Source organism: Cocleimonas flava (genome assembly GCF_004339015.1).
GTDB classification, from domain to species: Bacteria; Pseudomonadota; Gammaproteobacteria; order Thiotrichales; family Thiotrichaceae; genus Cocleimonas; species Cocleimonas flava.
In genome coordinates this window covers 1,256,361-1,280,065 of record NZ_SMFQ01000003.1, presented here as the reverse complement: position 1 = coordinate 1,280,065, position 23,705 = coordinate 1,256,361, and the positions used below count along the sequence as shown (strand labels likewise).

Genomic DNA, 23,705 nt, shown 5'->3' with positions numbered 1-23,705 from the left:
CGACTCATCAAACATCTACAAAAAGAGATAGATTGGGTTGAACAAACTCTGGATAAACTGATAGAAGACACACCGGATTGGAGTAGAACTCTAGATATTACTCAGTGTAAAAGGCGTGGGGAAAGTCCTGGCTTATACGCTTTTGAGTGACCTGCCTGAACTTGGTCAACTGAATCGAAAAGAGATTGCAGCCTTAGTCGGCGTAGCACCTATGAATAAAGAAAGTGGCGCTTATCGTGGCAAACGAAGAATCCGTGGAGGAAGAGCAAGAATCCGAACGGTTTTGTTTATGGCGATGATGTCGACGATACAATCCAACCCAAAATTTAAACGGGAATACCATGCTTTAGTTTCTAAAGGCAAACCGAAAAAAGTAGCCATCGTAGCCTGTATGAGAAAGATGATTACCATACTCAATACAATGGTGAAAAAAGGGGAGGTTTGGGATGAAAAATTGGCTTAAAAGGTTGACTTGGAACCACAGTCACTTGTTAGCATAATTTTCTGTAAATATTCAATTACGGCAGGGCTAAACGGAGTTTTAAAAAAGCTTGTTGAGGTTGATATTCCCAAGTATAAATTTTTATAAAGCCCTGATCCATTCTCTTTTACAAAGTTTCTTATACCCTCTTCAGTCTTTGGCACAAAAATGAATCTTGCTTGTTCTCCATAATTAAGCAATGTTGGTGGTTGATGGCCTTCAATGTCAAATTGCATAATAACTAATGCTATTTTTGAGCTTTTTGAGTGTACAGATATTGAATTAATTCTACTGGGTTTATTACCATTAGACGTGACTGCAACTGCTAAATAAGAATTTGGATTTCCAGCAGTAATGAATGCACTGAAATTAAGTTTAAGATTTTCAGAATCTCTTTTTCTTTGTTGTTCTGCAAGCCAAAGTGCAACAAAAACTGCGAATATAGCACCAACACCTGCGACCCAATTACCGATAACACCTAAAATTGGAATTGTAAATTTTAAAAAACTTTCTTGTTCAGATGAAGCGCCAATACTTATTCCAAGCACAAAACTAATAAAAGCGACTATTATACTTAGAAGTATTGAAAATATTATTATGTGTTTATTACTCAATATTTAACCCTAGTAATGCTAACGCCGCAATAAACGGCGAGCGTTAGCGAGTCCAGCACAACGTGTTTTTGTTGTGCGTTTGTTTAATTGCCTTGTTATGTAGAATTGAGTAAGAGGCAAACTATAAGCCAGGCTGTACTTTAATGACTGTGTCTGCATCTTTTGCTAATGGTTTAGCTGTTCCTCCAGGTTTTACACATTTGAAATGTAACTCAGTTGAGCCGAGGCGTGCAGGAGCTGCTGGCGTTACAGTCTCACGCAGAACCATTACTTCGAGGTTCTTTTTGAGACAAAATGCATTAGCCTCTTGGTAGACTTTTGCTTTATTGCTCAGTGAAACACCTAGACCGGGTGAACCATCTTTTTTACCGATATAGTATGAATCCTGACTCATCGGAACTACACCTGTGCTAGAACAACCAGAGATTAATAAAGTAACAACTGCCAAAATATAATTTGTTGATCGATTTAACATTAACTTTCCTTAGATAAAATTTAAAACACATTTCTACTTATAAAAAGAGCCTAAAAGTAGGGGGGTGTCAAAATTTACTAATAAACCCCAATTTATTGCTTTTGCGTCGCAGACTACATAACGCCGCAATAAACGGCGAGCGTTAGCGAGTCCAGCACAACGTGTTTTTGTTGTGCTTTTGTTTAATTGCCTTGTTAGGTTGATACACGATACCGCAGAACAGCTATGCCACAGGAATAATTTTGTGAAGCCTCAAGTACAAATTTTTGATTTCTATCTAGTTCTGCAAATATTGGCATTCCTTTTCCAATTGCAACGGGATTTACAAACAGGTGGAATTCATCTATTAGGCCATGTTTTACTAGTGAAGAAACAAATTTCCCTCCACCATATGCAATGATGTCCATCCCATCTTTCTTTTTTAGATTGGAGATTTCCTGAGCTATATCCCCTTTTGCTAATTCAGTATTTTTCCACTCTGCCTGTTCTAGGGTTTTTGTAAAAACGACCTTATGTGTATCTGTATACTTTCTACCCCCTACATACTCTGGGTGGCTAGAGTCTTCAGCTATTTTAGACCAATGCGGAATAAACCCTTGAGCGAGATTTTTACCAAGAACTATACAATCAACAGGCTCTGTTATTTCTTCTACGTATTTTATTAGTTCGTCATCCCAATCCCAAACCATCCAATCCATCTCGCCATTGAGTCCAGCTATAAAGCCATCCAATGATATTTGAACTTGCAGTTTTAATTTTCTCATTCGTATTTCCTAAAATTTATTACCGATATCACATCTAGCAACCTAACGCCTTGCACAGTGGAAAACAACGAGCGCCAGCGAGTTGGTTTTCCAATGCTGCAACTTGTTATGAGATTAATTGCATTACAGTTTATTTTACCCAAATATTAAAAAGTAAAGTAGCAAACTACTAGATAGAAAAGCAAAACTATAAATTACAAGCTGAAGCCAGTTTTTTAATCTATGTCTATTCAAATATGCACCTAATGATGCAGATAACCATGCTGGACAAGCAATTAGAAGTGGAAAAGCTACACCCATTAATAACTCAGATTGACTACCTGTTCCGGGGTTTTCATGTGTTAAATATAAAAATGCATATTGCCCAGATATTGCTCCGTAAAACAAACCAACTATTGTTCCTATAATTAGTAGAAAAATACCAAACGCATTCATTTGTCTTTACTCATAACGCCTTGCTCAGCGGAAAAATGCGAGCGCGAGCGAGTAGTTTTTCCGATGAAGCAACTTGTTATAAATATTGTAATTCATTTTGTAACCAATTGTTTAATAGCTAAATAGATTATATACGGTATGCATAATATCATTGCCTCCATACCTGTTTCAAATCGTGCAGCAACAACCCTTTTTTTGTTTTCTTCAGTAAGAAGAATTGCAGCAATAAAAAACATTATTCCCAATACGAAAGAAATAACAGATGAATAAAAAGCAAACTCAGATATAAGAAAAAAAGAGATGCCTGAGAATATTGCAGGGCTAAATAATGCTAAAGGTATAATTATTACTAACACAACGGTAAACATTGTAATTATAGTTTTATAACCTGAGATACTCATACTCCTTTACTTTATAACAGTCTATTAAGAAGGACTAAGTCCCTCTTAATAATATTATAGGGAATCCTTCTAATTCTTTTCTCGTTTTTTAACGGGGACACTTAAGTTATTAATAAAAATGAGTTTTCTGCTTTTTGTCTGGTTTTTACTACTGAAAAGTAGGGACTCGTCCCTGTTTCTTGTTCGATTATTGTATGCTTTGTAAATTAACCGAATAAGTAATAGTTATTATGCCTGAATCTCAATTTTTAACCAATATTTCGAAGTATATGCAGGTTCGCCAGTATAGTAAGCGTACGATTCAGTCTTATATTTACTGGATTAAGGCGTTTATTAATTTTAATTCTAAAAAACATCCCGATGAAATGGGGGTATTAGAAGTTGAGTTATTTTTAACGCATCTTGCGGTGAATAGGTCTGTGTCTATAAGTACGCAATCTTTGGCGTTGAATGCTTTGGTGTTTTTGTATAATAAGTTTTTAGAGAAGCCTTTAGGTGATCTTAGTCAATTTAGGCGAGTAAAACGTCCTGCTAAATTGCCCATTGTGCTTACTCAGCAAGAGATAATGTTGTTGTTTTCGAAAGTAGAACCAAATTATAAATTAATGTTGGGAATGCTTTATGGTTCTGGTTTGAGGCGCATTGAGTTACTTCGTTTAAGGGTTAATGATATTGATTTTGAGATGAAGCAGGTGAGAGTTTGGAATTCTAAAGGTTATAAGAGTCGGATTACGACGTTGGCGGTTGAGCTTATACCTGCAATTCACACACAGATACAGCGTGTAAAAAATTACCTTGAGGAAGATTTAGAAAACCCGCACTACAGTGGTGTATTTTTGCCTAATGCGCTTGAGAGAAAATATCGTGCTGCTAACAAAACATTAGGTTGGCACTATCTTTTCCCTTCTTATAAACTCAGCGTCGAACCGGGGACTGGTTTGATTAGAAGGCATCATATTGATGAGTCGATGATTAACCGTATTATCAAAAAAGCATGCAGCGAAGCTGGTATTAACAAGCCAGTAAGTTCACATACACTTCGGCACTCTTTTGCTACGCATTTACTTCAAAATGGGGTTGATATTCGTACAGTACAGTCACAATTAGGTCATTCTGATGTCAAAACAACTGAGATTTATACTCATATTCTTAAGCAAGGGGCAGATGGTGTTCAAAGTCCTTTAAGTCGGATTTTGTCTGATAAATAAGTGGCTTGTTTAGGAAAAATACTTAAAAAGTAGATGGAATTTTTGGCTGCTAATCACAAATTGTAAAGTTTGCCACAGTCTTTTATTTATTTGATTCACCTGTGTGTTTTCTATATTAGCCGGTTATAAAGCCGACTAATATAGAGTAGGTGAGTGTTAATCTTTATTAACGCTTACTAATCAATAACTAATCAATATTGACCAGGGAATCACGACTCAAATCATTGATGCTTTTAGCGCCTGTCAGCGTCATTGCGACACGCATTTCTTTTTCGTACAAATCTAATAAATTTTCTACACCTGCTTGCCCTTGTGCTGCTAAGGCATAAATGAAAGATCGACCAAGTAGTGTGCAATCTGCACCTAATGCCATCATTCTGACTACATCTAAACCAGAACGAATGCCTGAGTCTGCAAAAATTTTAAGATCACCTTTTACGGCATCTGCTATATCGGGCAGGGCTCTCGCGGATGACATCACACCATCTAGTTGGCGTCCACCATGGTTGGAAACAATAATGCCATCAGCCCCAAAACTAACCGCGTCTTTAGCGTCATCTACATCAAGGATGCCTTTAATAATCATAGGACCATCCCAATAATCTCTGATCCATTCCAGGTCTTTCCATGATATTGAAGGGTCAAAGTTATTACCTAACCAGCCAATATAGTCTTCTAATTTGGTGGGTTCGCCACGGTAAGTTGAGATATTGCCAAGATCATGGGGCTTGCCAAAAACGCCGACATCAAACGCCCATTGTGGGTGGCGCATAGATTGAAAAACTCGACGAGCAGCAGCATTGGGGCCACTCATACCGGAATGCATATCACGATAACGAGCGCCAGGCACAGGCATATCAACAGTAAAAACTAAAGTGGTTACACCTGCTGCTTTAGCGCGTTGCAGTGCATTCTCCATAAATCCACGATCTTTAAGTACGTAGAGTTGGAACCACATCGGCCGTTCTATTGCTGGTGTTACTTCTTCTATTGAGCAAACAGATACGGTAGACATGGTAAATGGAATGCCTTTTTTATCGGCTGCTTTTGCTGCGAGTACTTCCCCTCGACGAGCAAACATGCCTAAAAGACCTACTGGCGCAAGTACTATCGGCATCGCTAGCTTTTCACCAAAGATTTCTGTTTCCAGGTTTAGGTCTGACATATTATTCAAAATACGCTGCCTTAAGGCAACATCCGCTAAATCTTCAGTATTATGTTTTAACGTGTGTTCACCGTAGGAACCGCCGTCAATATAATGAAATAAAAATGGGGGGAGCTTTGCTTTTGCAGCCTTACGATAATCAGTTGGTGCAGAAATAATCATGTTAACAATCCTACTTTGTGTAACGTTATTTATAGGGCTATGTAACTAATACATAGTATTTGTATTTATATCTGGTAAAACTCACCAGATTCTTTTGTTGAAATAATCTTCTTTATTTGTGAGTCAAATATGCAGCGTCATAAGTTGTTGGTTTTTTAAACTAGGTTTGATCTTGGCTGAATTTTTGAGCCTTGTTTTTGTTCGGCTCAGTTTGTAACGCGTTTAATGTCGTTAAACGACGCAACGAACGCGTTTTACGAACTTCTTCTTTATCGATTTCTTGTAACGAGTCTTCTACAAATGCCAAATGATCTTGAGCTGCCTGTCGGGCTTTTTCCGGATCTCCTGCGATAACGGCTTCCATTAACGCTTTATGCTGATTACTCAGTGGTTCAAATACTCGTGGTAAGGTATAGAGCTTGTCCAGATTATGCGAAATACTATTTTGTAATAAGGTGAACAAACCGCGCATCATGTGCAATAAAACAAGGTTGTGTGATGCTTCGACAATACTTAAATGAAACTCTGCATCCGACTGTGCTTCTGCCAATGGGTCGTCGCCATTGTGCAGTAAAATCATTTTTTCATAACAGGCTTTGATGTTTTCTTTATCTTCGTCTGTTGCGCGGATAGCGGCATGCCACGCTGCATTCCCTTCTAAAGAGTGCCTGACTTCGAGTACATCAAAGCGTGATTCCGGGTGTTCTTGAAAAAAGCTGATCAGTGGATCAACGAACTCAGGATTCAAGCTCGATTCGACCGTTGTACCGCCACCAGGTCGAGTTTTAAGTAAGCCACGACTTTGTAATTTTTGAATGGCCTCCCGCAATGATGGGCGCGATACGCCGAAGCTTTCAGCGAGTGTTCTTTCTGCAGGTAGGCGATCACCTGGTTTAAGACTGCCTTCAACAATCAGGGTCTGTAGTTTATCTGCAATGGTATCTGCAATTCGTTTTTTGTGCATGATGGTCTCTGGTCTTACCAATTATTTATTATTGTAGTCGATAAAAGCAAGAAATCAAGAAAGTTTATAAGTGTCTGAAATCCTTATAAATAGGCAAATAGTATGAGAAATAATTTGATTTTTTCAGAAAATTAACTACTCTTCTTTTAAATTGGTAAGGTAATTGGTAAATTGGTATTACCAATTATTTGAAAGTATTGGTAATACTCGTGCTACACCTGCCATAAAATTTTAAGAGAAAAACTATGTCTAATAATGAATTGATAACAGCACTCAAAAATATTCTGGGTCAGGAAAAAGTAGCCACAGATGAAAAGAAAACGGAGTATTACCGTAAAGGATTCCGTGCGGGTAGTGGTGGTGCATTAGCAGTGTTGTTTCCTGATTCATTATTGACGTTATGGCAAGTTTTAAAAGTCTGTGTTGAAGCCAATACCGTCATTATTATGCAAGCTGCCAATACGGGTTTGACGGCGGGTTCTGTACCCAATAATGACGACTATGACCGTGAAGTGGTTATCATCAATACTTTACGCATCAATAATATAGTTTTGTTAAATGGTGGAGAGCAGGTGTTAGGTTTTGCAGGCGCAACCTTGCATGCACTTGAAAAGAAGCTTAAGCCGTTAAAAAGAGCGCCGCATTCGGTCATCGGTTCGTCGAGTATTGGTGCATCGATCGTTGGTGGTGTGTCTAATAATTCTGGTGGTTCTCTGGTGAAGCGTGGTCCGGCATATACTGAGCTGGCTTTGTATGCGCGCGTCAATGAGAAAGGCGAGTTAGAACTCGTGAATCACCTTGGTATTGATTTAGGCGATTCGGCAGATGCAACACCCGAAGAGATAATCGCCCGTTTAGAGCGACAAGATTTTTCCACCGATGATCTCGATGATGGCGGAAAATTGGCCTCAGATAGAGAGTATGTAGAGCGCATTCGTGATATCGATGCAGTCACGCCAGCCCGCTTTAATGCGGATAAACGTCGTTTATTCGAAGCCAGTGGTTGTGCCGGTAAATTAGCGGTATTCGCGGTTAGACTCGACACCTTTGAAGTAGCGAAGCAAGAACAAACGTTTTACATCGGAACCAATGACGCGCAGGTATTAACCAAGCTGCGGAGACATATCTTAAGTGAGTTCGAAAATGTACCCGATGTGGGTGAGTATCTTCATGGCGATATGTTCGATATTGGTGAAAAGTACGGTAAAGATACATTTTTAACGATCCAGCATCTGGGTACAGATAGTCTGCCAAAGATGTTCGCGTGGAAAGGGCGTATTGATGCAACCCTCAATAAAATTCCGCTACTTCCAAAATTCTTAACTGATCATGTGATGCAGTTTGCGAGTCATTTTTGGCCGAAGCATTTGCCAAAACGTATGATTCAGTTCCGTGATAAATATGAACATCACCTTATTCTTAAAATGAGTGATGAGGGTATCGCAGAAGCCCAAAGCTTTTTAACTGATTTCTTTGCTTCAAATAATTCTGATGGGCTTGCCAACGATGGTGATTTCTTTGTCTGTACTGATGATGAAGCAAGTAAGGCGATGTTACTTCGTTTTGCCGCAGCAGGTGCTGCCATTCGTTATCAAACGGTCAAGAGTCATAAAGTTGGGGATATTCTGGCTTTGGATATCGCCTTAAGAAGAAACGATATGAATTGGGTCGAAAACCTGCCTCGTGAAATTAGCGATCAAATTGATTCTGCTTTGTATTACGGCCATTTCATGTGTCATGTTTTTCATCAGGATTATATTTTGAAGAAAGGCGCAGACACCGAAGCAGTAAAAAAAGCCATGCTAGCCGTTCTTGATGAAAGAGGGGCGAAATATCCTGCAGAACATAATGTGGGACATTTGTATGAAGCGGAGCAGGATTTAAAATCATTTTATCGTGAGCTTGATCCTACCAATACATTTAATCCAGGCATCGGAAAAATGAGTAAGCACAAAAGAAATTGTAGCTGCTGTTTATAATCATTAAACATAGTTTTCGAATATCAATACGATAATGTGTTTTTTGTTCGGTTTTTATGATTATTTTGATTAAAAAGTATCTGTTTTTTATCGAAAAAAATTCTTTTTCGAATCTATTATACACCCCCCCCACTTATAGGCCTTTTTTATTTATTAGGCCATTAATTATTCTTATTAATACGAATCATTATTCCTTCAATAACTTTACCTGAAATATAAGCTATAACATTGATAAGAACATAATTTTCACAGTTAAATAAGATTAATAATAAGTCTTACAACACTAACAAAATTCTACCGCTAGGAGAAACAACGCATGAGTAGTGAAGATGTAACCGATTTAGACCCCCAGGAAACAAGTGAATGGAAGGAAGCCATTGACGTTGTTATAGAAAGAGAAGGACCAGAACGCGCTCGATATCTTTTAAATCAAGCAATAAATGCCGCTTTTGAAGCCGGTGTTGAACCTCCCAAAGATAATACCCCTTACGTAAATACAATTCCGACAGATCAGCAGCCGGCATATCCCGGAGATCTAGAAACGGAACGTAAAATTCTTCGCGCACTCCGTTGGAATGCAACAGCTATGGTGGTTAAAGCTAACCGCAAACCAGCTGAGCCTGGTGGGCATATCGCTTCGTATCAATCGTCAGCGATTATGTATGAAGTGGGTTATAACCATGTCTGGAAAGGTGCTGATCATCCTAGTGGTGGCGACATGCTATTTGTTCAAGGGCACACTGCGCCCGGTACGTATGCAAGAGCGTATTTAGAAGGTCGATTGACTGATGAGCAACTGGATAACTTCAGAATAGAGGCGGGCGGTAAAGGTCTTTCTTCTTATCCACATCCTTACTTGATGCCTGACTTCTGGCAGTTTTCTACGGTATCCATGGGTCTTGGTCCGATCATGGCTATTTATCAGGCTCGATTCATTAAATATCTACAAAATAGAGGGCTATCTCCGAAAGCAGAAAAACTTTCAGAGCAACGTAAAGTCTGGGCATTTCTGGGCGATGGGGAGATGGATGAGCCTGAATCACAAGGTGCAATCTCATTAGCCTCACGTGAAAAATTAGACAACCTTATATTCGTCGTGAACTGTAATCTTCAGCGATTAGATGGGCCAGTTCGTGGTAACGGTAAAATAGTACAAGAATTAGAAAGTAACTTCAGAGGCGGTGGCTGGAATGTCATTAAAGTTCTCTGGGGGTCAGCCTGGTATCCACTGTTAAATGATCCTCAGCATGGTAATACCTTGAAAAGAGCATTGATGGAAACCGTCGATGGTGAATACCAGAACTTCAAAAACAAAGGCGGGGCTTATGTTCGTGAGCACCTGTTTGTTAAATATGGAATAGAAGAGCTGGTCAACGACTGGACTGATGATCAAATCTATCTTGATCTTCTGCGCGGTGGTCACGATCAGGAAAAAGTATTTGCTGCATATCACAGAGCTATAAATACACCAGATCGACCTACCGTGATACTTATGCATACCGTAAAAGGGTATGGCATGGGTGAAGCGGGTGAGGGAATGAATATCAGTCATTCTCAGAAGAAGTTAAGTGCTAGCCAGTTGGGTAAATTACGCGATCGATTTTCTATCCCTGTCTCAGATGAGCAAGTAGATGCGGCTGATTTCTACAAGCCAGCAGCCGACTCGCCTGAGATGTTGTATTTACATGAAAAGCGTAAAGCGTTGGGTGGTTATTTACCTAGTCGATCACAAGAATATGAAACACTGAATATTCCTGATTTATCAATATTTGATGCGCTATTAAAAGATACGGGCGAACGAACTATGTCGACAACCATGGCAATGGTGAGAATCATGGTTGCTGTTGCTCGTAATAAAGAGATTGGTCCTCGTTTAGTGCCGATTGTGCCGGACGAAGCACGTACTTTTGGTATGGAAGGCATGTTCCGCCAAGTGGGTATTTATGCGCACGAAGGTCAAAAATATGTGCCAATGGATTCTAAAGACATCATGCCTTATAAAGAATCACAGAACGGTCAGATGTTGCAAGAAGGTATCAATGAAGATGGCGCTATGTCGTCGTGGATTGCTGCTTCAACCTCATACGCAAACAATGGTGTGATGACAATACCTGTCTACATTTTCTATTCCATGTTTGGTTTCCAGCGTATTGGTGACTTGGCCTGGGCTGCCGGTGATATGTTGGCTCGAGGATTCTTGATAGGAGCGACTTCTGGACGTACTACCCTGAATGGAGAAGGTCTGCAACATCAGGATGGGCACAGCCAGTTATTTGCGCAATTCATCCCTAATTGTATGTCATACGATCCAACGTTTGCTTACGAGCTTGCCGTGATTTATCACGATGGTTTAAAGCGCATGTATGAAAATAACGAGAATGTTTATTACTACATAACCACGCTGAATGAAAACTACAGCATGCCAGCAATGCCTAAAGGTGCGGAAGAAGGCATCATCAAAGGTATGTACCAATTCCAAAAAGCGAAGGGTAAAGCAAAGCATACTGTTCAGTTATTAGGTTGTGGGTCTATCTTGCGTGAAGTCATTGCAGCTGCGGACTTATTGAAAAATGATTGGGATATCGCAGCTGATATCTGGTCTACGCCAAGTCTTAATGAGTTAACTCGTGATGGACAAGATGTGCAGCGCTGGAATTTGCTACATCCGGATAAGAAACCACGTAAAAGCTGGGTTGAAACATGTCTCGATGGAGCCAAAGGTCCAGTGATTGCGGCTACGGATTACATGAAAATGTATGCAGAGCAAATTCGACCATTCATTGCGAATGATTACCATGTACTTGGTACCGATGGCTTTGGTCGCTCTGATAGTCGCGAAGCATTACGTGAGCACTTTGAGGTCGATAGCCGTTATGTGGCAATTACCGCGCTGAAAGCATTAGCTGATCAAAAAGCGAAAGGTATTACAAATAAAACAGTGTTAGAAGCTATCAAAAAGTATGGCATCGATCCTGATAAAACTAATCCGCTACACGCATAATTCGGAGAAATAATAATGAGTAAAGAAATGTTAGTACCTGATATCGGTGATTTCTCTGAAGTCGATGTCATTGAAGTATTAGTAAACGTTGGCGATACCATCTCAATTGATGATGAGCTTATTACACTGGAGTCTGATAAAGCCTCTATGGATATACCTGCCACGGCAGGTGGTGTGGTCAAAGAGATTAAAGTAGCCGTTGGAGATAAGGTGGCTGAAGGTAGTTTGATTCTGATTCTGGAAGATTCAGATGAATCAAGTGTAAACGTAGCTGTAGATAATGCACAACCTAAAGTGGGAGGCGGGTCTGCAGCATCAAGTGCCGCGCCAAGTGCGGGTGGAAGTGGATATGGCGGTGGCGGATTAGAAGAGATTCTAGTGCCTGATATTGGTGATTTTGACAGTGTCGATGTAATTGAAGTGTTGGTTGCAGAGGGTGATACCGTTCAAGAAGAAGACTCTCTTATTACTCTTGAATCTGATAAAGCTTCGATGGATATCCCAGCGCCAAAAGCGGGTGTGGTCAAACAGCTGAAAATTGCAGTGGGTGATAAGGTTTCACAAGGCAGTTTAATCATGCTGCTCGAAACGAAAGGTGGCACAAAAGCCGCCGCAGATTCAAATCCAGTACCTGATGTAAGCAGTAGTGGTGCGGCAAAAGCACCTGCACGAGTTCCTGCGGCTTCTAATGTAAAAGATTCTGAAGCATTCCGTCGAGCTCACGCCAGCCCATCAATACGTCGCAAAGCACGTGAACAAGGGGTTGATTTAACACAGGTTACGGGCACTGGTCGTCAAGGTAGAATTACGGAAGATGACCTCAATAGCTTCAGTGCAAATGGTGGTCAACCAGCTGCTGCAGCTGCTTCAAGCTCATCAAGTACCGCACCGACTAAAGCCGCTGGTGGAGAAATGGGTATTCCTTTAATTACTCAACCAGACTGGTCTAAATTTGGTGAAATTGAAACGGTTCCAATGTCTCGAATTGGAAAGCTTTCTGCTAAGCATCTACATAAAGCCTGGTTGAATGTTCCGCAAGTGACGCATTTTGACGAAGCTGATATTACCGAGTTGGAGGCTTACCGCGGCACAATCAAAGGCAAAGCCAAAGAAATGGGCTTCAACTTCACGCCGCTTGTATTCATGTTGAAAGCGGTTGCGTCCGGTTTAAAAGAATTCCCTAAATTCAATTCAGCGATGGATGATGCTGGTGAGAATTTAATCATGCGTAAGTTCTACAATATCGGCGTTGCAGTCGATACACCTGATGGCTTAGTCGTTCCTGTGATTAAAGATGTTGATCGCAAAGGTATGTTTGAACTGGCGCGCGAGCTGGGAGAAATCTCGGTTAAAGCACGTGATGGTAAATTGAAAGCGGCTGATATGTCAGGTGGTTGTTTCTCAATTTCTAGCCTAGGCGGTATCGGTGGAACGAATTTTACTCCGATCGTAAATGCTCCAGAGGTTGCGATTCTCGGTATCACTCGATCTCAGGAACGTTTGGTGCGTAAAGACGGTGAAATTGTTGATCGTTTAATTCAGCCGCTAGCTGTTTCATACGATCATAGAGTGATTGATGGTGCTTATGCGGCACGTTTCGCTAGTCACCTATCTTTCGTATTGTCTGATGTTCGCAACTTAATGCTTTAAACAGGGAGTTTTAAATGAGTAATGTAATTGAAATAAAAGTCCCTGATATTGGCGACTTTGATGAAGTAGATGTGATTGAAGTTTTAGTTGGTCCTGGAGATGTTGTCGCCGAAGAAGATGCATTGTTAACGTTAGAGTCTGACAAAGCTTCAATGGATGTGCCATCTTCGCATGCAGGCACGATCAAAGAGATGAAGTTAAAGGTTGGCGATAAAGCCGGCGAAGGTTCTGTTGTTTGTCTTATGGAAGTAGAAGAAGGGGCAGCAGCAACTGAACCAGAGTCTGCTCCAGCTCCTGCAAAAGACACTTCCACACAACAAGCGGCACCAGCGCCTGCGGCTGTTAGCGCACCAAGCGCTTCTAGCCATTCAGGTGGTGCAGATGTGACGTGTGAAATGTTGGTGTTGGGTGCAGGTCCGGGTGGTTACACCGCGGCTTTTCGTGCCGCCGATTTAGGTATGCAAACGGTATTAATTGAGCGCTGGTCAACATTGGGTGGTGTCTGTCTGAATGTGGGGTGTATTCCTTCTAAAGCATTGTTGCATGCAGCCAAAGTACTCGATGAGTCTGAAGAGGTTAATGAGATCGGTATTGATTTCAAAAAGCCTAAAGTCGATATCGATAAATTACGAACATGGAAAGAGAAAATCGTCAGTCGTTTGACAGGAGGACTAAGTGGTTTAGCCAAGCAACGTAAAGTACAGGTTGTAAGCGGGGTAGGTAAATTCCTCGATCCGAATCATGTTGAAGTCACTGCTGAAGACGGCAAAAAGACTGTCGTTAAATTCGATAAAGCTGTTATAGCGGCAGGTTCTGAGGCGGTTCATTTACCGTTTATTCCAGAAGATCCGCGCGTCATTGATTCAACGGGCGCACTGGAACTTGCTGATGTGCCAAAGCGTATGTTGGTTATTGGTGGTGGAATTATTGGTCTTGAAATGGCGACGGTTTATTCGGCACTAGGCTCTAAAATCACAGTTGTTGAAATGCTACCAAATCTGGTTGCAGGTGCTGATAAAGATATCGTTAAGCCCTATACCAATCGCATCAAAAAGAAGTATGAAGCCATTTTGATGGAAACCCGAGTGACTGCAGTTGAAGCAACTAAGTCAGGCATGAAAGTGACTTTTGAAGGCAAGCAGGCGCCTGAAAAACCTCAAGTTTATGATCGTGTTTTAGTTGCTGTGGGTCGTACACCAAATGGGAAATTAATTGGTGCTGAGAACGCTGGTGTTGCTGTTGATAAAAGCGGTTTTGTGCAGGTCGTGGATAGTCAAATGCGCACCACTCAACCACATATTTTTGCAATTGGAGATATTATTGGTCAGCCTATGCTCGCGCATAAAGCGGTTCATGAAGGCAAGACAGCAGCTGAAGCGGCGTCAGGTTTACCAAGTCATTTCGATGCCAGAGTCATTCCATCGGTAGCATATACAGATCCAGAAATTGCGTGGGTAGGTGTTACTGAAGAAGAAGCGAAAGCACAAGGTCTCAAATACGGTAAAGGCGTTTTCCCATGGGCGGCCAGTGGTCGTGCATTATCAATGGGGCGTGAAGAAGGCATGACTAAACTTATTTTTGATGAAAAGAATGAGCGAGTTATAGGTGCTGGAATTGTTGGGATTAATGCAGGTGAATTAATCGCAGAAGTAGCTCATGCGATAGAAATGGGTTCAAATGCTGCGGATATCGGTTTGACTGTGCATCCACATCCTACATTGTCTGAGACTGTAGCAATGGCGGCGGAAATGTTTGAAGGGACGATTACAGACCTTTACGCGCCAAAAAAGAAGAAGTAATAAGATTATGTCATATACAAAACCAGAACCCGGAGTTCCATTACGGCGGGCAGATAAAGTTGCCCGCATTCCAATTAAAGTAGTTCCCAAAGATGAGCCGTTGAAGAAACCTGCGTGGTTGAAAATTAAATTGCCATCGGCCTCTCAAGCGGCACATGTGCGCGGGATGTTACGCAATAAAAAGCTGTATACGGTGTGTGAAGAAGCCTCTTGTCCAAATCTGCCGGAATGTTTTGGCAATGGTACGGCAACTTTTATGATTCTGGGTCAGGTGTGTACGCGCCGTTGTCCATTCTGTGAAGTAGGGCATGGTCGTCCGTTGCCGGTTGATGAAGATGAGCCGCGTCACTTAGCGGAAGCGATTCAGCAGATGGGTCTCAAGTATGTGGTAATCACTTCGGTAGATCGTGATGATTTAAGAGATGGTGGTGCCAAACATTTCGCCGATTGTGTTCGCGCTGCGCGTGAAGCACAGCCGGGTATTAGTGTTGAAGTGCTTACGCCTGATTTTAGGGGGCGAATGGATATTGCGATTGCAGAAATGTCCGTAGAGCCGCCTGATGTCTTCAATCACAATATTGAAACCGTACCGAGATTGTATAAACAAGCGCGACCTGGTGCTGATTATCAGTGGTCTCTGGATTTGCTCAAAAAGTTCGGAGAACGTCATCAAAACATCCCAACTAAATCGGGACTAATGGTGGGCTTGGGTGAAACCATGGATGAGATAAAGGAAACGTCGAAGGATTTGTATGATCACGGTTGCCGAATGCTTACAGTGGGTCAATACCTCGCACCTTCTGATTCTCATCTACCGGTAGAGCGTTATTATTCGCCGGATGAGTTTGAAGAAATAAGAATCTATGCGGAAGACCTCGGGTTCAAGCATGTTGCAAGTGGTCCATTGGTGCGTTCTTCTTACCATGCGGACCTGCAAGCTAAAACAGTGATTGGCAATACTGGTACTTAAGAACACCAAAAAAGTGCCTCAAAGTAGGGGGGTGACCTATATGATCTATAAGTCACGTCATCTCCCTGTTTTTAATCATCTCCCCAAACCAATTCACCGCAGGACGTTAAATCGTACCCTGTTAGTGCCTCGGCCATTTGCTGGCTAGGTAATGATTTCAATTCATTGATAAATTCTTGAAACAAATGCCTGAACCAGATATTTCTGGGTAGCGCTAAATCAAAAGATTCCCAGCCTAAACTGATAAACCCTAAACCGAACTCTGTCGCAACCGAGCGTGCGCCAGGTGCGATGTCTGCCATATCCATCGCAATTGCGGCTGCGGCTTCGCGTTCTGAATTAGCTTCTACTTCGCAATTTAGAAGATCAGTGGTTTTGTGATAATGGCTGAGAATTTCCAGTAAGAAACGTTGTGCACCTGAGCCTTTTTGGCGCATCGCCCAGCGATATTGTGTGTCAAAAAAAGCATCAGGACTTTCGGATAGCTGTAAAAGTTTAGGGCTGACTATTAGACCTTGTTCACGCTGAAAGGCTCTGATTAATACCCAGTTTTTATATTGTGCGTGTTGTTGTAAAAGCGCAGGGTGACGCATTCTGCTTTCTGCCGTTGGGCCCCAGTGCATGCCGCAAACATCGATGCGTTGTGATTGTAAAAGTTTTAAGCCAATGCCCGTTCCGGTTGGTGAATAACTAACCAGAGCATGAGAGCCCATTTGTGCGGCATAGGTATTGACCACGCGATACAGTAATGGATCATCGCTGCCAGCGATAATCAATCGGTCTTTCAATAAACCACTATGAGACGAGTCTAGCATCCAGCGATCGATGAGTTCCCTGGGGAACATCCATTTACCCGTCACTTTGGTTGCAGGTATATGGCCTTCGTTAGCCAGTGAATAAACCTTTTTTTCGTTTAGTTGGAGATATTCTGAAACCTGCTTTACGCTAAGAAACGGGGTATTGAGGTCTAGTGAACTGGGTTTACTCATTGGTTTAGCTCATGAAGCAGTGTTTGATTTGGAAGTAATTTTATTTGGTATTGCGTCAAACTCAATATTTTCAGCGCCGTTATAGACGAGAAAATGTTTTCCCTTTGCGCGAGATATTAGTACCACACCGAGTTGTTTGGCAATTTCATAACCCATTTGCGTTGCGCCAGAGCGAGACAATAAAACAGGAATGCCCATTTGCGCCACTTTAATAACCATCTCTGAAGTGAGTCTGCCGGTGGTGTAAAAGATTTTGTCGCCGCCGCTAATATCGTGTAACCACATATAACCTGCGATCGCGTCTACTGCATTGTGACGCCCGACATCTTCGACAAATCGTTGATTCTCGGTATCTTGACACAAAGCACAGCCATGAACCGCGCCGGCTTTTTTGTAGATTTCGTTATGTTTATTGAGTGTTGCTAGTAACTCGTAAATTCTGGATTGGCGTAGTGAAACTTTGGGTAATTGAATCTGGCTCAAACCATCCATCATGTCGCCGTAGACTGTGCCTTGTCCGCAGCCTGTGGTTACAGTTTTTTTGCTCAGTTTTTCGTCTATACCATCAATGGCATCGTGTGTGGTAACCGCAACGGATTCCGTTTCCCAATCAACCTGAATCGCTCGAATGTCGCTGGCATTCTTTACCAGGCGTTGATTGCGTAACCAGCCCAGCACCAATAATTCAGGCTGTGTACCTAAAGTCATGAGTGTGACTATTTCGCGTTTGTTGAGATAGATGGTGAGGGCACGTTCGGCAGCAATGTGACCTTCTATGGTTTCGCCAAACTCATTGATCCCATTTACTGCAAAAGCAGCGCCTAGACCTTCGTCTGTGAGTTCGGGTTTTTGTGTGGATCTATCGGATGAGGGTGTTGGAGACAAGAGCTTAGCCTCCCGTAGCACTCATGTGGCGCATGATAATAGGTTGTCCGTTGAGGTTGAAATCATGCCCTTTCGGTTTTAGTTGCATGGAATCGATAATGGCTGAGCGCAACGCTTCGTCATCATTTGGGTTGGCTCTGACAATTTTGCGTAGATCCATTGAATGTTCCTGACCAAGGCATAATAACAGCATGCCTTCTGCCGTAACGCGAACACGATTACAGTCGTCACAGAAATTATGGCTATGTGGAGAGATAAATCCGACTCGGCTGTCAGAGTCATTAAAACGGAAGTACTTGGCAGGACCTCCAGTTGTTTCATCAGTCGCTGTGAGTTCGTAGCTTTCTTGTAACTTGCTCAGTATTTTGTCGCTTGAGAAATAGGTCTCGGCACGATCATGGTCGCCAATTTCACCCAGTGGCATTTCTTCGATAAAGCTAATGTCCATGCCACGTTCGCGAACAAATTCAACCAGCGCATTAATCTCATCATCGTTGTAATCTTTCATGATGACGCTGTTGAGTTTTACTTTTTGGAAGCCGACTTTTAATGCTGCATCAATGCCAGACATGGTTTTTTCAAGCTTGCCGATGCGTGTGATTTTTTTGAAGCGTGCTTCGTTTAAGGTATCAAGGCTGACATTGATACGAGTAACGCCTGCATCCTTTAAAGGCTGAGCGTATTTTTCGAGTAGCGTGGCATTGGTGGTGATAGTCAGGTCTTTGAGTCCGTCAAGCTCTCCCAGAGATTCGAACACAGTGAGTATATTTCGACGTGTCAGAGGTTCTCCGCCTGAAATACGAATCTTGTTTACGCCAAGCTCTACAAAGGCTTTACCAATTCGACTCATTTCTTCAAGTGTGAGTAATTGTTCACGAGGCACAAAGGTCATATCTTCGGACATGCAGTAAACACAACGTAGATCGCAGCGATCAGTCACGGATAGACGGACATAAGTCACCTGACGACCAAATCGATCTACCAGCTGAGGCTTAGTGTCGGTATTATTCTGTGTCACTTGCTGTGATTCTGTCGCATTTTGTTTGGAGTTATCTGTCATTGTGGCCTGTGTGTTTTTTTGCTTTGTTTAAATATATTGCGCTCTGTGTATAGCTCTCTTTGTTACTTGCTTGGCTACTCAACTTCTGGTTTTGCTCGTTATTCTGTCAGTTGTTGTGCGCATTCGTGTTTAGTGGTCGTTACTGATTTATTAACTATAGCTTATAGGACTTGTTTTACCAGTTGTAGCAATTTTCGTACCATTATTTCTAAATGATGGAAGAGTAAGCCTCGCGCAATTATTTGTTGGGTGGTTCGGTGTTTAATGTCTTCAATGTTCGGATGAATGGTACAAATTATACCGTTGGCTATTTACCAAGTTGTTATCAATGTTGGTTATTGTATTCGTTGAATATCACTGCTTTATATTAAAAAAGTGCCTGTAAGTAGGGGGGTGACTTTAAATAATATTAATACGTGTAAAATGTATCGAATGGCATGTTACTTGCTAATTAACTAGTTGAGCTAAAATTCAACGCAGAACGATAGACAAAACTAAACTACAATCTTATCTATGAATAAATCAGATACCAGTACGAATAACAAGCCTGAAAACTCTCAAGCAGATATATCCACGACTGATTCTGAAAAGCTAAAAAATAGCTTTACGGTATCCGTAATTATGGAGAGTCGTCCTTCTCAAAATAAATGGATTGATGAAGTATGGGATGCGGTCGGAATCGTGGCTTTGTCCGAGCAAGATGTTGATGCAGGTGAGTCCTCAGAGGCTAAAGATCAGATTAAAGTGGTCGAACAAGGGGAGGTCAAACAACTCATTTATAGCGGTATGAAAATTCGTTTATATAATGATGAGTGTGAGAGTTACTATCATAATCTAATGTCCCCGGAGCCAGGGTGTTTCATCATTGCACGAGAAGAAGATGCAGAAGGTAATGATACCGGTATCCCCATTCCATTTTTGGTTTCGCTAAGTTTTGATGAGGCGCATGCCTATCTCGAGGGAGAGGCCACGATTTATGCTGTTCCGATTCCTCCTGAATTATATCGTTGGGCAGAAGCCTATGTAGTAGAAAATTATGTGGCAGAGAAGCGCATAAAGCGTAAGCGTACCGATTGGAAAGTAGATAGCAGAGAAGGGCAGCAACCAGGTAAACAGCAAGATAAGTCAGGTAATTAATGTATGCCAAATGAAAAAGAAAGTTTTGGATCTCGTTGGTCGCGTCGTAAACAGCTAGTTGCTGAAGAAGCGGCTAAAGATAAAAAAATAGCGTCTGGTGAAATTCAGGAAGATAGTGTTGATTCTAATGCGGCAGAAGAGGTCGTTGATCCCGAAGTACTTCGGGCAGAAAAGAAAGCACAACTGAATGCTTTGACCGATGAAGATATGCCAGATATTGAAACATTAGATGAAAGCTCGGATTATTCAGGCTTTATGTCTACAGGTGTCAGCGAAGGTCTGCGCACCATGGCGCTACGTAAGTTATTTAAAAGCAAAGTTTATAATGTTCGTGATGGTTTGGATGATTATGATGGTGATTACACGTTCTTTGAAAAACTAGATCCAACTACAATTACTTCAGATATGAAACATATGGTTGAGGTAGAGGCTAAAAGAGCGCTGGCTAAAGAAGAACAAGAAAAAGCTGAACAACTGGCTGAAGCAGAATACGCGAATGCTGATGCTGAAGATGTTGGTAGTCAAGATGATGATAGCGTCAGTGAGTTTGATGACGCACTTGATGATGCTGAAACGCAAAATCCTGAGCTCGCAAGTGATACCACTGATGACTCTTTGCTAAACAATGATGATTTAATAAATGATGATAGTGTCGTAGAAGCGTCAAGCACACAAAACACAAACTATAATGATGAAGCTGATAAGGCTGATAACAGAAACAACGAGGATGTTGCATGACAGATTTATTTGTCTCAGAAAGTAAGATACAAGCAAAACAGGCGGCATACGCGGCCGTTGAAAAATTAAATCCACAACCTACGTCCGTAGTTGAGTATAAGTCGCGTGGTCATGTGGTGATTATCGCAGCTTCTGAGGTTGCGCATAAAATTGGTGATTTACCTGATCCGCTAACTAGTGAAATTATTGAGTTTCAAGGGCGTTCACCAACTGATGAAATAGCTATTGAAGGTGCTCTGGGTCAATTTTTAATTAAAGTGAGTGGCCAAACGATAAAAGCGGATCTCATCCTTGATCTTACTCCACAGCCTTTATTAACGATGGGTTTAAAACCACCGGGGTATATCACATCGGCGAATGATTTGTCTGATATAGAAAGCGCAAAGGCTGAGTTGCGTGAAATGGTGGGTACGTTTGAGAAGCCCCGCTACTTTGATTACAACGAAAGTTTGTGTGCACATGGCCGATCAGGAAAAGCAGGTTGTACACGATGTATTGATGCATGTCCTGCGGAAGCGATTACTTCTTTAGTAGAGAAAATTAAGGTTGATCCTTTTCGTTGTCAAGGTGGTGGTATTTGTACCACCGTTTGTCCATCAAGTGCTCTGACTTATGCATTTCCAAAACCAAAGGATTTGTTGGCGCATATAAGAACGTTAATAGTAACCTATTTAAAACAAACGGATGAAAGACCTGATCTTGTTTTTGCCACAGAAGACGAGCAAGAAAGAGTGGAGCAAATGTTACCAGCTGCTTTGGTCGTAACTGTAGAAGAGGTTGCTAGTGTTGGTCCAGAGATGTGGTTTTCTGCATTGGCTTGGGGAGCGAGGTCAGTTCGTCTGTTTGATTTGGACGGTATACCCGAAACATCAAAGAGTGCTTTGAATCTGCATTTGGGTATGGCGCATAATATTTTGGAGGGTATGTCTTACCCTGAAAACTGTGTGTCCATAGTGTCTGATCAAAATGAATTAATGAGTATTAAAAGTTTACCATTAATCGCAACGGCCACTCATGCACCGGTTGGAGAAAAGCGTCAGTCATTCTATATGGCGCTGGATCATTTGGTTTCACAGGCTGATAAAGTTGAGCCGATAGTTTCATTGCCGGAAGGGTCTATCTTTGGTGAAGCGTTAATTGATCAGAGTAAATGTACTTTATGTATGTCCTGTGTCAGCGCCTGTCCAGGAAATGCATTGCAAGATGGAAGAGAGATGCCTCAAGTCAGTTTGATTGAGGAAAAATGTTTGCAATGTAATGTGTGTGTGAATACTTGTCCTGAAGATGCGATATCAATTACGCCGCGATTCTTGTTTGATAGAGCGGTTCGTATGAAATCACGGGTCTTGCATCAGGATGAGCCTTTCTGCTGCACTAAATGTGGCAAACCATTTGCAACGTCATCCGGTATCGCGACTATTATGGTAAAGCTGGCTGGTCATTCAATGTTCGCTGATGAACGATCAAGAAGTCGTTTAAAAATGTGTGATGACTGTAGAGTTGTGGATATGATGGAAGATCCAAATACTGATTTTTAGATAAAACAGATTAACTGAGGTGACTATTAGGAGGATAGCCATCTTAAGTTTTGATTGTTTTTTTATTTAAGAGCATTGAGCATATTAGTTTGTCTTATTTGTTCGTATATCTTAGTTATTTATATGTGGCTAGCCAGAAAAATCAGGTTATTTTAACCGGTACATTTTGTACTTTGGGTCACATTCTGGGTATTTCGGGAGCAGTTCTGTAAAAGTCTTGGTTGAATTACTCCGTTTTGGTTATTTTATTCTCTTAAAAGGTGGCACGTTCATTGCAATATAAAATCAATATAAGGAATTTATGTCTGAAGGAAAGATGTTTCAACAAACCCGCTCTCAACAAGTCGATAATAATTTGCAGCAGATCGCTTCTTCGGAAGTACAAACTATGACTGCGCAAAGCGATGAGGGGAGTATTCAGGCAGAGCAACAATACAGAGCATCTGCATATAGCATATTGGCTGCACTTCTGAGGGGTGTTCCGGCTCAAGAAGTTTTAGAGCACGTATCAGAGTTTGCAAAAGTTAATCTGGAAAATGTAGAGCAAGATGAATTATTGCTGTCGATGTCTTCTCTAGGTTTAGCGGCTCAGTCTTCGGATGTGTCAGCAGTGGATGATGAATATCATGTATTGTTTGTTGGTCTAGGTAGAGGTGAGTTGGTTCCTTACGGCTCTTGGTATTTAACTGGTTTTTTAATGGAGCAACCATTAAGTATTTTAAGAGATGATCTAAAGGCACTGGGTTACGAGCGTGATGAAAGTATTGTAGAGCCGGAAGATCATGTTGCTGCTTTGTGCGAAATGATGGCGTTGCTAATCACAGAAAGTGCACAGTCTGATCAAAACAAAAGTATTGGAAAAGATGATACCCAAGTAATCTTTTTTGAAAAACATATTGAGCCTTGGATGGGACGATTCTTCAATGATTTGTCCGTAGCCGATTCAGCTGTTTTTTATCGTGCAGTAGGACGATTTGGTACAGCTTTAATCAATTTTGAAAAACTATATTTGAACGTGGTTTAAACGTTTGGGTTATAGGTCTAGTTTGCTGGTTTAGCCCGGGAGGGGTTGAGAAAAAATGAAAAAATATGCAGAAGCAAAAATCAGTCGTCGTCAATTTATAAGTAGTGGTGTCGTATTAGGAGCTGGTGCAATCACTGCAGTAGCTGTTCCTGGTGCAGCTATGGCAGCTCAAGAATTGCCCGTGGTCGAAAAGGAAAAACAAGAAGAAGGTTATCGGCTAACTCAACATATCGCTGATTATTATAAATCAGCTGCACTATAAGGAG

Annotated in this window: 22 protein-coding genes; 12 read left to right on the top strand and 10 right to left on the bottom strand. The window is 41.5% G+C overall.

Annotated features, from left to right (window positions below; translation table 11 throughout):
- Positions 1-94: 94 nt before the first annotated feature.
- Positions 95-463 (top strand): transposase, encoded by a 369-nt coding sequence (locus EV695_RS11825; protein WP_279388045.1) that lies wholly within the window; start codon positions 95-97, stop codon positions 461-463.
- On the opposite strand, the gene EV695_RS11820 is transcribed toward EV695_RS11825, so the two are convergent.
- From EV695_RS11820 to EV695_RS11800, 5 genes are all read right to left on the bottom strand, one after another.
- Positions 460-1,095, bottom strand: a complete 636-nt coding sequence (locus EV695_RS11820; protein WP_131906117.1) for a hypothetical protein — start codon at positions 1,093-1,095, stop codon at positions 460-462. The genes EV695_RS11825 and EV695_RS11820 overlap by 4 nt on opposite strands.
- Before the next feature lie 121 nt (positions 1,096-1,216).
- Positions 1,217-1,570, bottom strand: coding sequence for a hypothetical protein (locus EV695_RS11815; RefSeq protein ID WP_131906116.1), 354 nt, complete (start codon positions 1,568-1,570; stop codon positions 1,217-1,219).
- A 194-nt stretch (positions 1,571-1,764) separates the two neighbouring features.
- Complete coding sequence (locus EV695_RS11810; protein WP_131906115.1) at positions 1,765-2,334, bottom strand: dihydrofolate reductase family protein; 570 nt, start codon at positions 2,332-2,334, stop codon at positions 1,765-1,767.
- A 135-nt stretch (positions 2,335-2,469) separates the two neighbouring features.
- The gene (locus EV695_RS11805; RefSeq protein ID WP_131906114.1) at positions 2,470-2,769 is read right to left on the bottom strand and encodes a hypothetical protein; all 300 of its coding nucleotides are present in this window, start codon (positions 2,767-2,769) and stop codon (positions 2,470-2,472) included.
- Between the two features lie 92 nt (positions 2,770-2,861).
- Positions 2,862-3,170: a hypothetical protein gene (locus EV695_RS11800; protein ID WP_131906113.1), complete on the bottom strand. Its 309-nt coding sequence runs from the start codon at positions 3,168-3,170 to the stop codon at positions 2,862-2,864.
- 230 nt (positions 3,171-3,400) lie between these two features.
- On the opposite strand from EV695_RS11800, the gene EV695_RS11795 reads away from it, so the two are divergent.
- Positions 3,401-4,378, top strand: coding sequence for an integron integrase (locus tag EV695_RS11795; RefSeq protein WP_131906112.1), 978 nt, complete (start codon positions 3,401-3,403; stop codon positions 4,376-4,378).
- A 187-nt stretch (positions 4,379-4,565) separates the two neighbouring features.
- Here EV695_RS11795 and lldD read toward each other — a convergent pair whose 3' ends face one another.
- Together lldD and EV695_RS11785 are read right to left on the bottom strand one after the other, a co-directional pair.
- Positions 4,566-5,705: an FMN-dependent L-lactate dehydrogenase LldD gene (gene lldD, locus EV695_RS11790; RefSeq protein ID WP_131906111.1), complete on the bottom strand. Its 1,140-nt coding sequence runs from the start codon at positions 5,703-5,705 to the stop codon at positions 4,566-4,568.
- Between the two features lie 160 nt (positions 5,706-5,865).
- Positions 5,866-6,669: an FCD domain-containing protein gene (locus tag EV695_RS11785; RefSeq protein ID WP_131906110.1), complete on the bottom strand. Its 804-nt coding sequence runs from the start codon at positions 6,667-6,669 to the stop codon at positions 5,866-5,868.
- A gap of 245 nt (positions 6,670-6,914) precedes the next feature.
- Between EV695_RS11785 and dld the strand changes: the two genes are divergently transcribed.
- From dld to lipA, 5 genes are all read left to right on the top strand, one after another.
- Positions 6,915-8,648 (top strand): D-lactate dehydrogenase, encoded by a 1,734-nt coding sequence (gene dld / locus EV695_RS11780; protein WP_131906109.1) that lies wholly within the window; start codon positions 6,915-6,917, stop codon positions 8,646-8,648.
- 316 nt (positions 8,649-8,964) lie between these two features.
- On the top strand, positions 8,965-11,649 hold the full coding sequence (gene aceE, locus EV695_RS11775; protein ID WP_131906108.1) for a pyruvate dehydrogenase (acetyl-transferring), homodimeric type: 2,685 nt from the start codon (positions 8,965-8,967) through the stop codon (positions 11,647-11,649).
- Positions 11,650-11,664: 15 nt separating this feature from the next.
- On the top strand, positions 11,665-13,299 hold the full coding sequence (locus tag EV695_RS11770) for a dihydrolipoyllysine-residue acetyltransferase (RefSeq protein ID WP_131906107.1): 1,635 nt from the start codon (positions 11,665-11,667) through the stop codon (positions 13,297-13,299).
- Positions 13,300-13,313: 14 nt separating this feature from the next.
- Positions 13,314-15,098, top strand: coding sequence for a dihydrolipoyl dehydrogenase (gene lpdA / locus EV695_RS11765; RefSeq protein WP_131906106.1), 1,785 nt, complete (start codon positions 13,314-13,316; stop codon positions 15,096-15,098).
- A gap of 7 nt (positions 15,099-15,105) precedes the next feature.
- A complete protein-coding gene (gene lipA / locus EV695_RS11760; RefSeq protein ID WP_207907057.1) occupies positions 15,106-16,068 on the top strand; it encodes a lipoyl synthase in 963 nt (320 codons plus the stop codon).
- 71 nt (positions 16,069-16,139) lie between these two features.
- Here lipA and EV695_RS11755 read toward each other — a convergent pair whose 3' ends face one another.
- Genes EV695_RS11755 through moaA form a run of 3 tightly spaced genes read right to left on the bottom strand, consistent with a single transcriptional unit; the run spans position 16,140 to position 19,002 of the window.
- Positions 16,140-17,057 carry a helix-turn-helix transcriptional regulator gene (locus EV695_RS11755; protein WP_131906105.1) on the bottom strand — a complete coding sequence of 306 codons (918 nt, stop codon included), beginning with the start codon at positions 17,055-17,057 and terminating at the stop codon, positions 16,140-16,142.
- A gap of 9 nt (positions 17,058-17,066) precedes the next feature.
- Positions 17,067-17,942: a formate dehydrogenase accessory sulfurtransferase FdhD gene (locus EV695_RS11750; RefSeq protein WP_131906104.1), complete on the bottom strand. Its 876-nt coding sequence runs from the start codon at positions 17,940-17,942 to the stop codon at positions 17,067-17,069.
- A 4-nt stretch (positions 17,943-17,946) separates the two neighbouring features.
- Positions 17,947-19,002, bottom strand: coding sequence for a GTP 3',8-cyclase MoaA (gene moaA, locus EV695_RS11745; RefSeq protein ID WP_131906103.1), 1,056 nt, complete (start codon positions 19,000-19,002; stop codon positions 17,947-17,949).
- A 513-nt stretch (positions 19,003-19,515) separates the two neighbouring features.
- On the opposite strand from moaA, the gene EV695_RS11740 reads away from it, so the two are divergent.
- The 5 genes from EV695_RS11740 (at position 19,516) to EV695_RS11720 (ending at position 23,701) form a co-directional block, all read left to right on the top strand.
- A complete protein-coding gene (locus tag EV695_RS11740) occupies positions 19,516-20,139 on the top strand; it encodes a DUF3305 domain-containing protein (RefSeq protein WP_131906102.1) in 624 nt (207 codons plus the stop codon).
- A gap of 3 nt (positions 20,140-20,142) precedes the next feature.
- Positions 20,143-20,877 (top strand): DUF3306 domain-containing protein, encoded by a 735-nt coding sequence (locus EV695_RS11735; protein WP_131906101.1) that lies wholly within the window; start codon positions 20,143-20,145, stop codon positions 20,875-20,877.
- A complete protein-coding gene (locus tag EV695_RS11730; protein WP_131906100.1) occupies positions 20,874-22,415 on the top strand; it encodes a 4Fe-4S binding protein in 1,542 nt (513 codons plus the stop codon). Before EV695_RS11735 ends, EV695_RS11730 begins: the two co-directional genes overlap by 4 nt.
- Positions 22,416-22,803: 388 nt before the next feature.
- On the top strand, positions 22,804-23,439 hold the full coding sequence (locus EV695_RS11725; protein ID WP_131906099.1) for a TorD/DmsD family molecular chaperone: 636 nt from the start codon (positions 22,804-22,806) through the stop codon (positions 23,437-23,439).
- 55 nt (positions 23,440-23,494) lie between these two features.
- The gene (locus tag EV695_RS11720; RefSeq protein ID WP_131906098.1) at positions 23,495-23,701 is read left to right on the top strand and encodes a transcriptional initiation protein Tat; all 207 of its coding nucleotides are present in this window, start codon (positions 23,495-23,497) and stop codon (positions 23,699-23,701) included.
- Positions 23,702-23,705: the final 4 nt, after the last annotated feature.

Bases quoted from the DNA above. Each gene is read 5' to 3' on its own strand.
- EV695_RS11815 (WP_131906116.1), bottom strand. From the start codon at position 1,570: ATGTTAAATCGATCAACAAATTATATTTTGGCAGTTGTTACTTTATTA.
- EV695_RS11810 (WP_131906115.1), bottom strand. From the start codon at position 2,334: ATGAGAAAATTAAAACTGCAAGTTCAAATATCATTGGATGGCTTTATA.
- EV695_RS11805 (WP_131906114.1), bottom strand. From the start codon at position 2,769: ATGAATGCGTTTGGTATTTTTCTACTAATTATAGGAACAATAGTTGGT.
- EV695_RS11800 (WP_131906113.1), bottom strand. From the start codon at position 3,170: ATGAGTATCTCAGGTTATAAAACTATAATTACAATGTTTACCGTTGTG.
- EV695_RS11795 (WP_131906112.1), top strand. From the start codon at position 3,401: ATGCCTGAATCTCAATTTTTAACCAATATTTCGAAGTATATGCAGGTT.
- lldD (WP_131906111.1), bottom strand. From the start codon at position 5,705: ATGATTATTTCTGCACCAACTGATTATCGTAAGGCTGCAAAAGCAAAG.
- EV695_RS11785 (WP_131906110.1), bottom strand. From the start codon at position 6,669: ATGCACAAAAAACGAATTGCAGATACCATTGCAGATAAACTACAGACC.
- dld (WP_131906109.1), top strand. From the start codon at position 6,915: ATGTCTAATAATGAATTGATAACAGCACTCAAAAATATTCTGGGTCAG.
- aceE (WP_131906108.1), top strand. From the start codon at position 8,965: ATGAGTAGTGAAGATGTAACCGATTTAGACCCCCAGGAAACAAGTGAA.
- EV695_RS11770 (WP_131906107.1), top strand. From the start codon at position 11,665: ATGAGTAAAGAAATGTTAGTACCTGATATCGGTGATTTCTCTGAAGTC.
- lpdA (WP_131906106.1), top strand. From the start codon at position 13,314: ATGAGTAATGTAATTGAAATAAAAGTCCCTGATATTGGCGACTTTGAT.
- lipA (WP_207907057.1), top strand. From the start codon at position 15,106: ATGTCATATACAAAACCAGAACCCGGAGTTCCATTACGGCGGGCAGAT.
- EV695_RS11755 (WP_131906105.1), bottom strand. From the start codon at position 17,057: ATGAGTAAACCCAGTTCACTAGACCTCAATACCCCGTTTCTTAGCGTA.
- moaA (WP_131906103.1), bottom strand. From the start codon at position 19,002: ATGACAGATAACTCCAAACAAAATGCGACAGAATCACAGCAAGTGACA.
- EV695_RS11740 (WP_131906102.1), top strand. From the start codon at position 19,516: ATGAATAAATCAGATACCAGTACGAATAACAAGCCTGAAAACTCTCAA.
- EV695_RS11735 (WP_131906101.1), top strand. From the start codon at position 20,143: ATGCCAAATGAAAAAGAAAGTTTTGGATCTCGTTGGTCGCGTCGTAAA.
- EV695_RS11730 (WP_131906100.1), top strand. From the start codon at position 20,874: ATGACAGATTTATTTGTCTCAGAAAGTAAGATACAAGCAAAACAGGCG.
- EV695_RS11725 (WP_131906099.1), top strand. From the start codon at position 22,804: ATGACTGCGCAAAGCGATGAGGGGAGTATTCAGGCAGAGCAACAATAC.
- EV695_RS11720 (WP_131906098.1), top strand. From the start codon at position 23,495: ATGAAAAAATATGCAGAAGCAAAAATCAGTCGTCGTCAATTTATAAGT.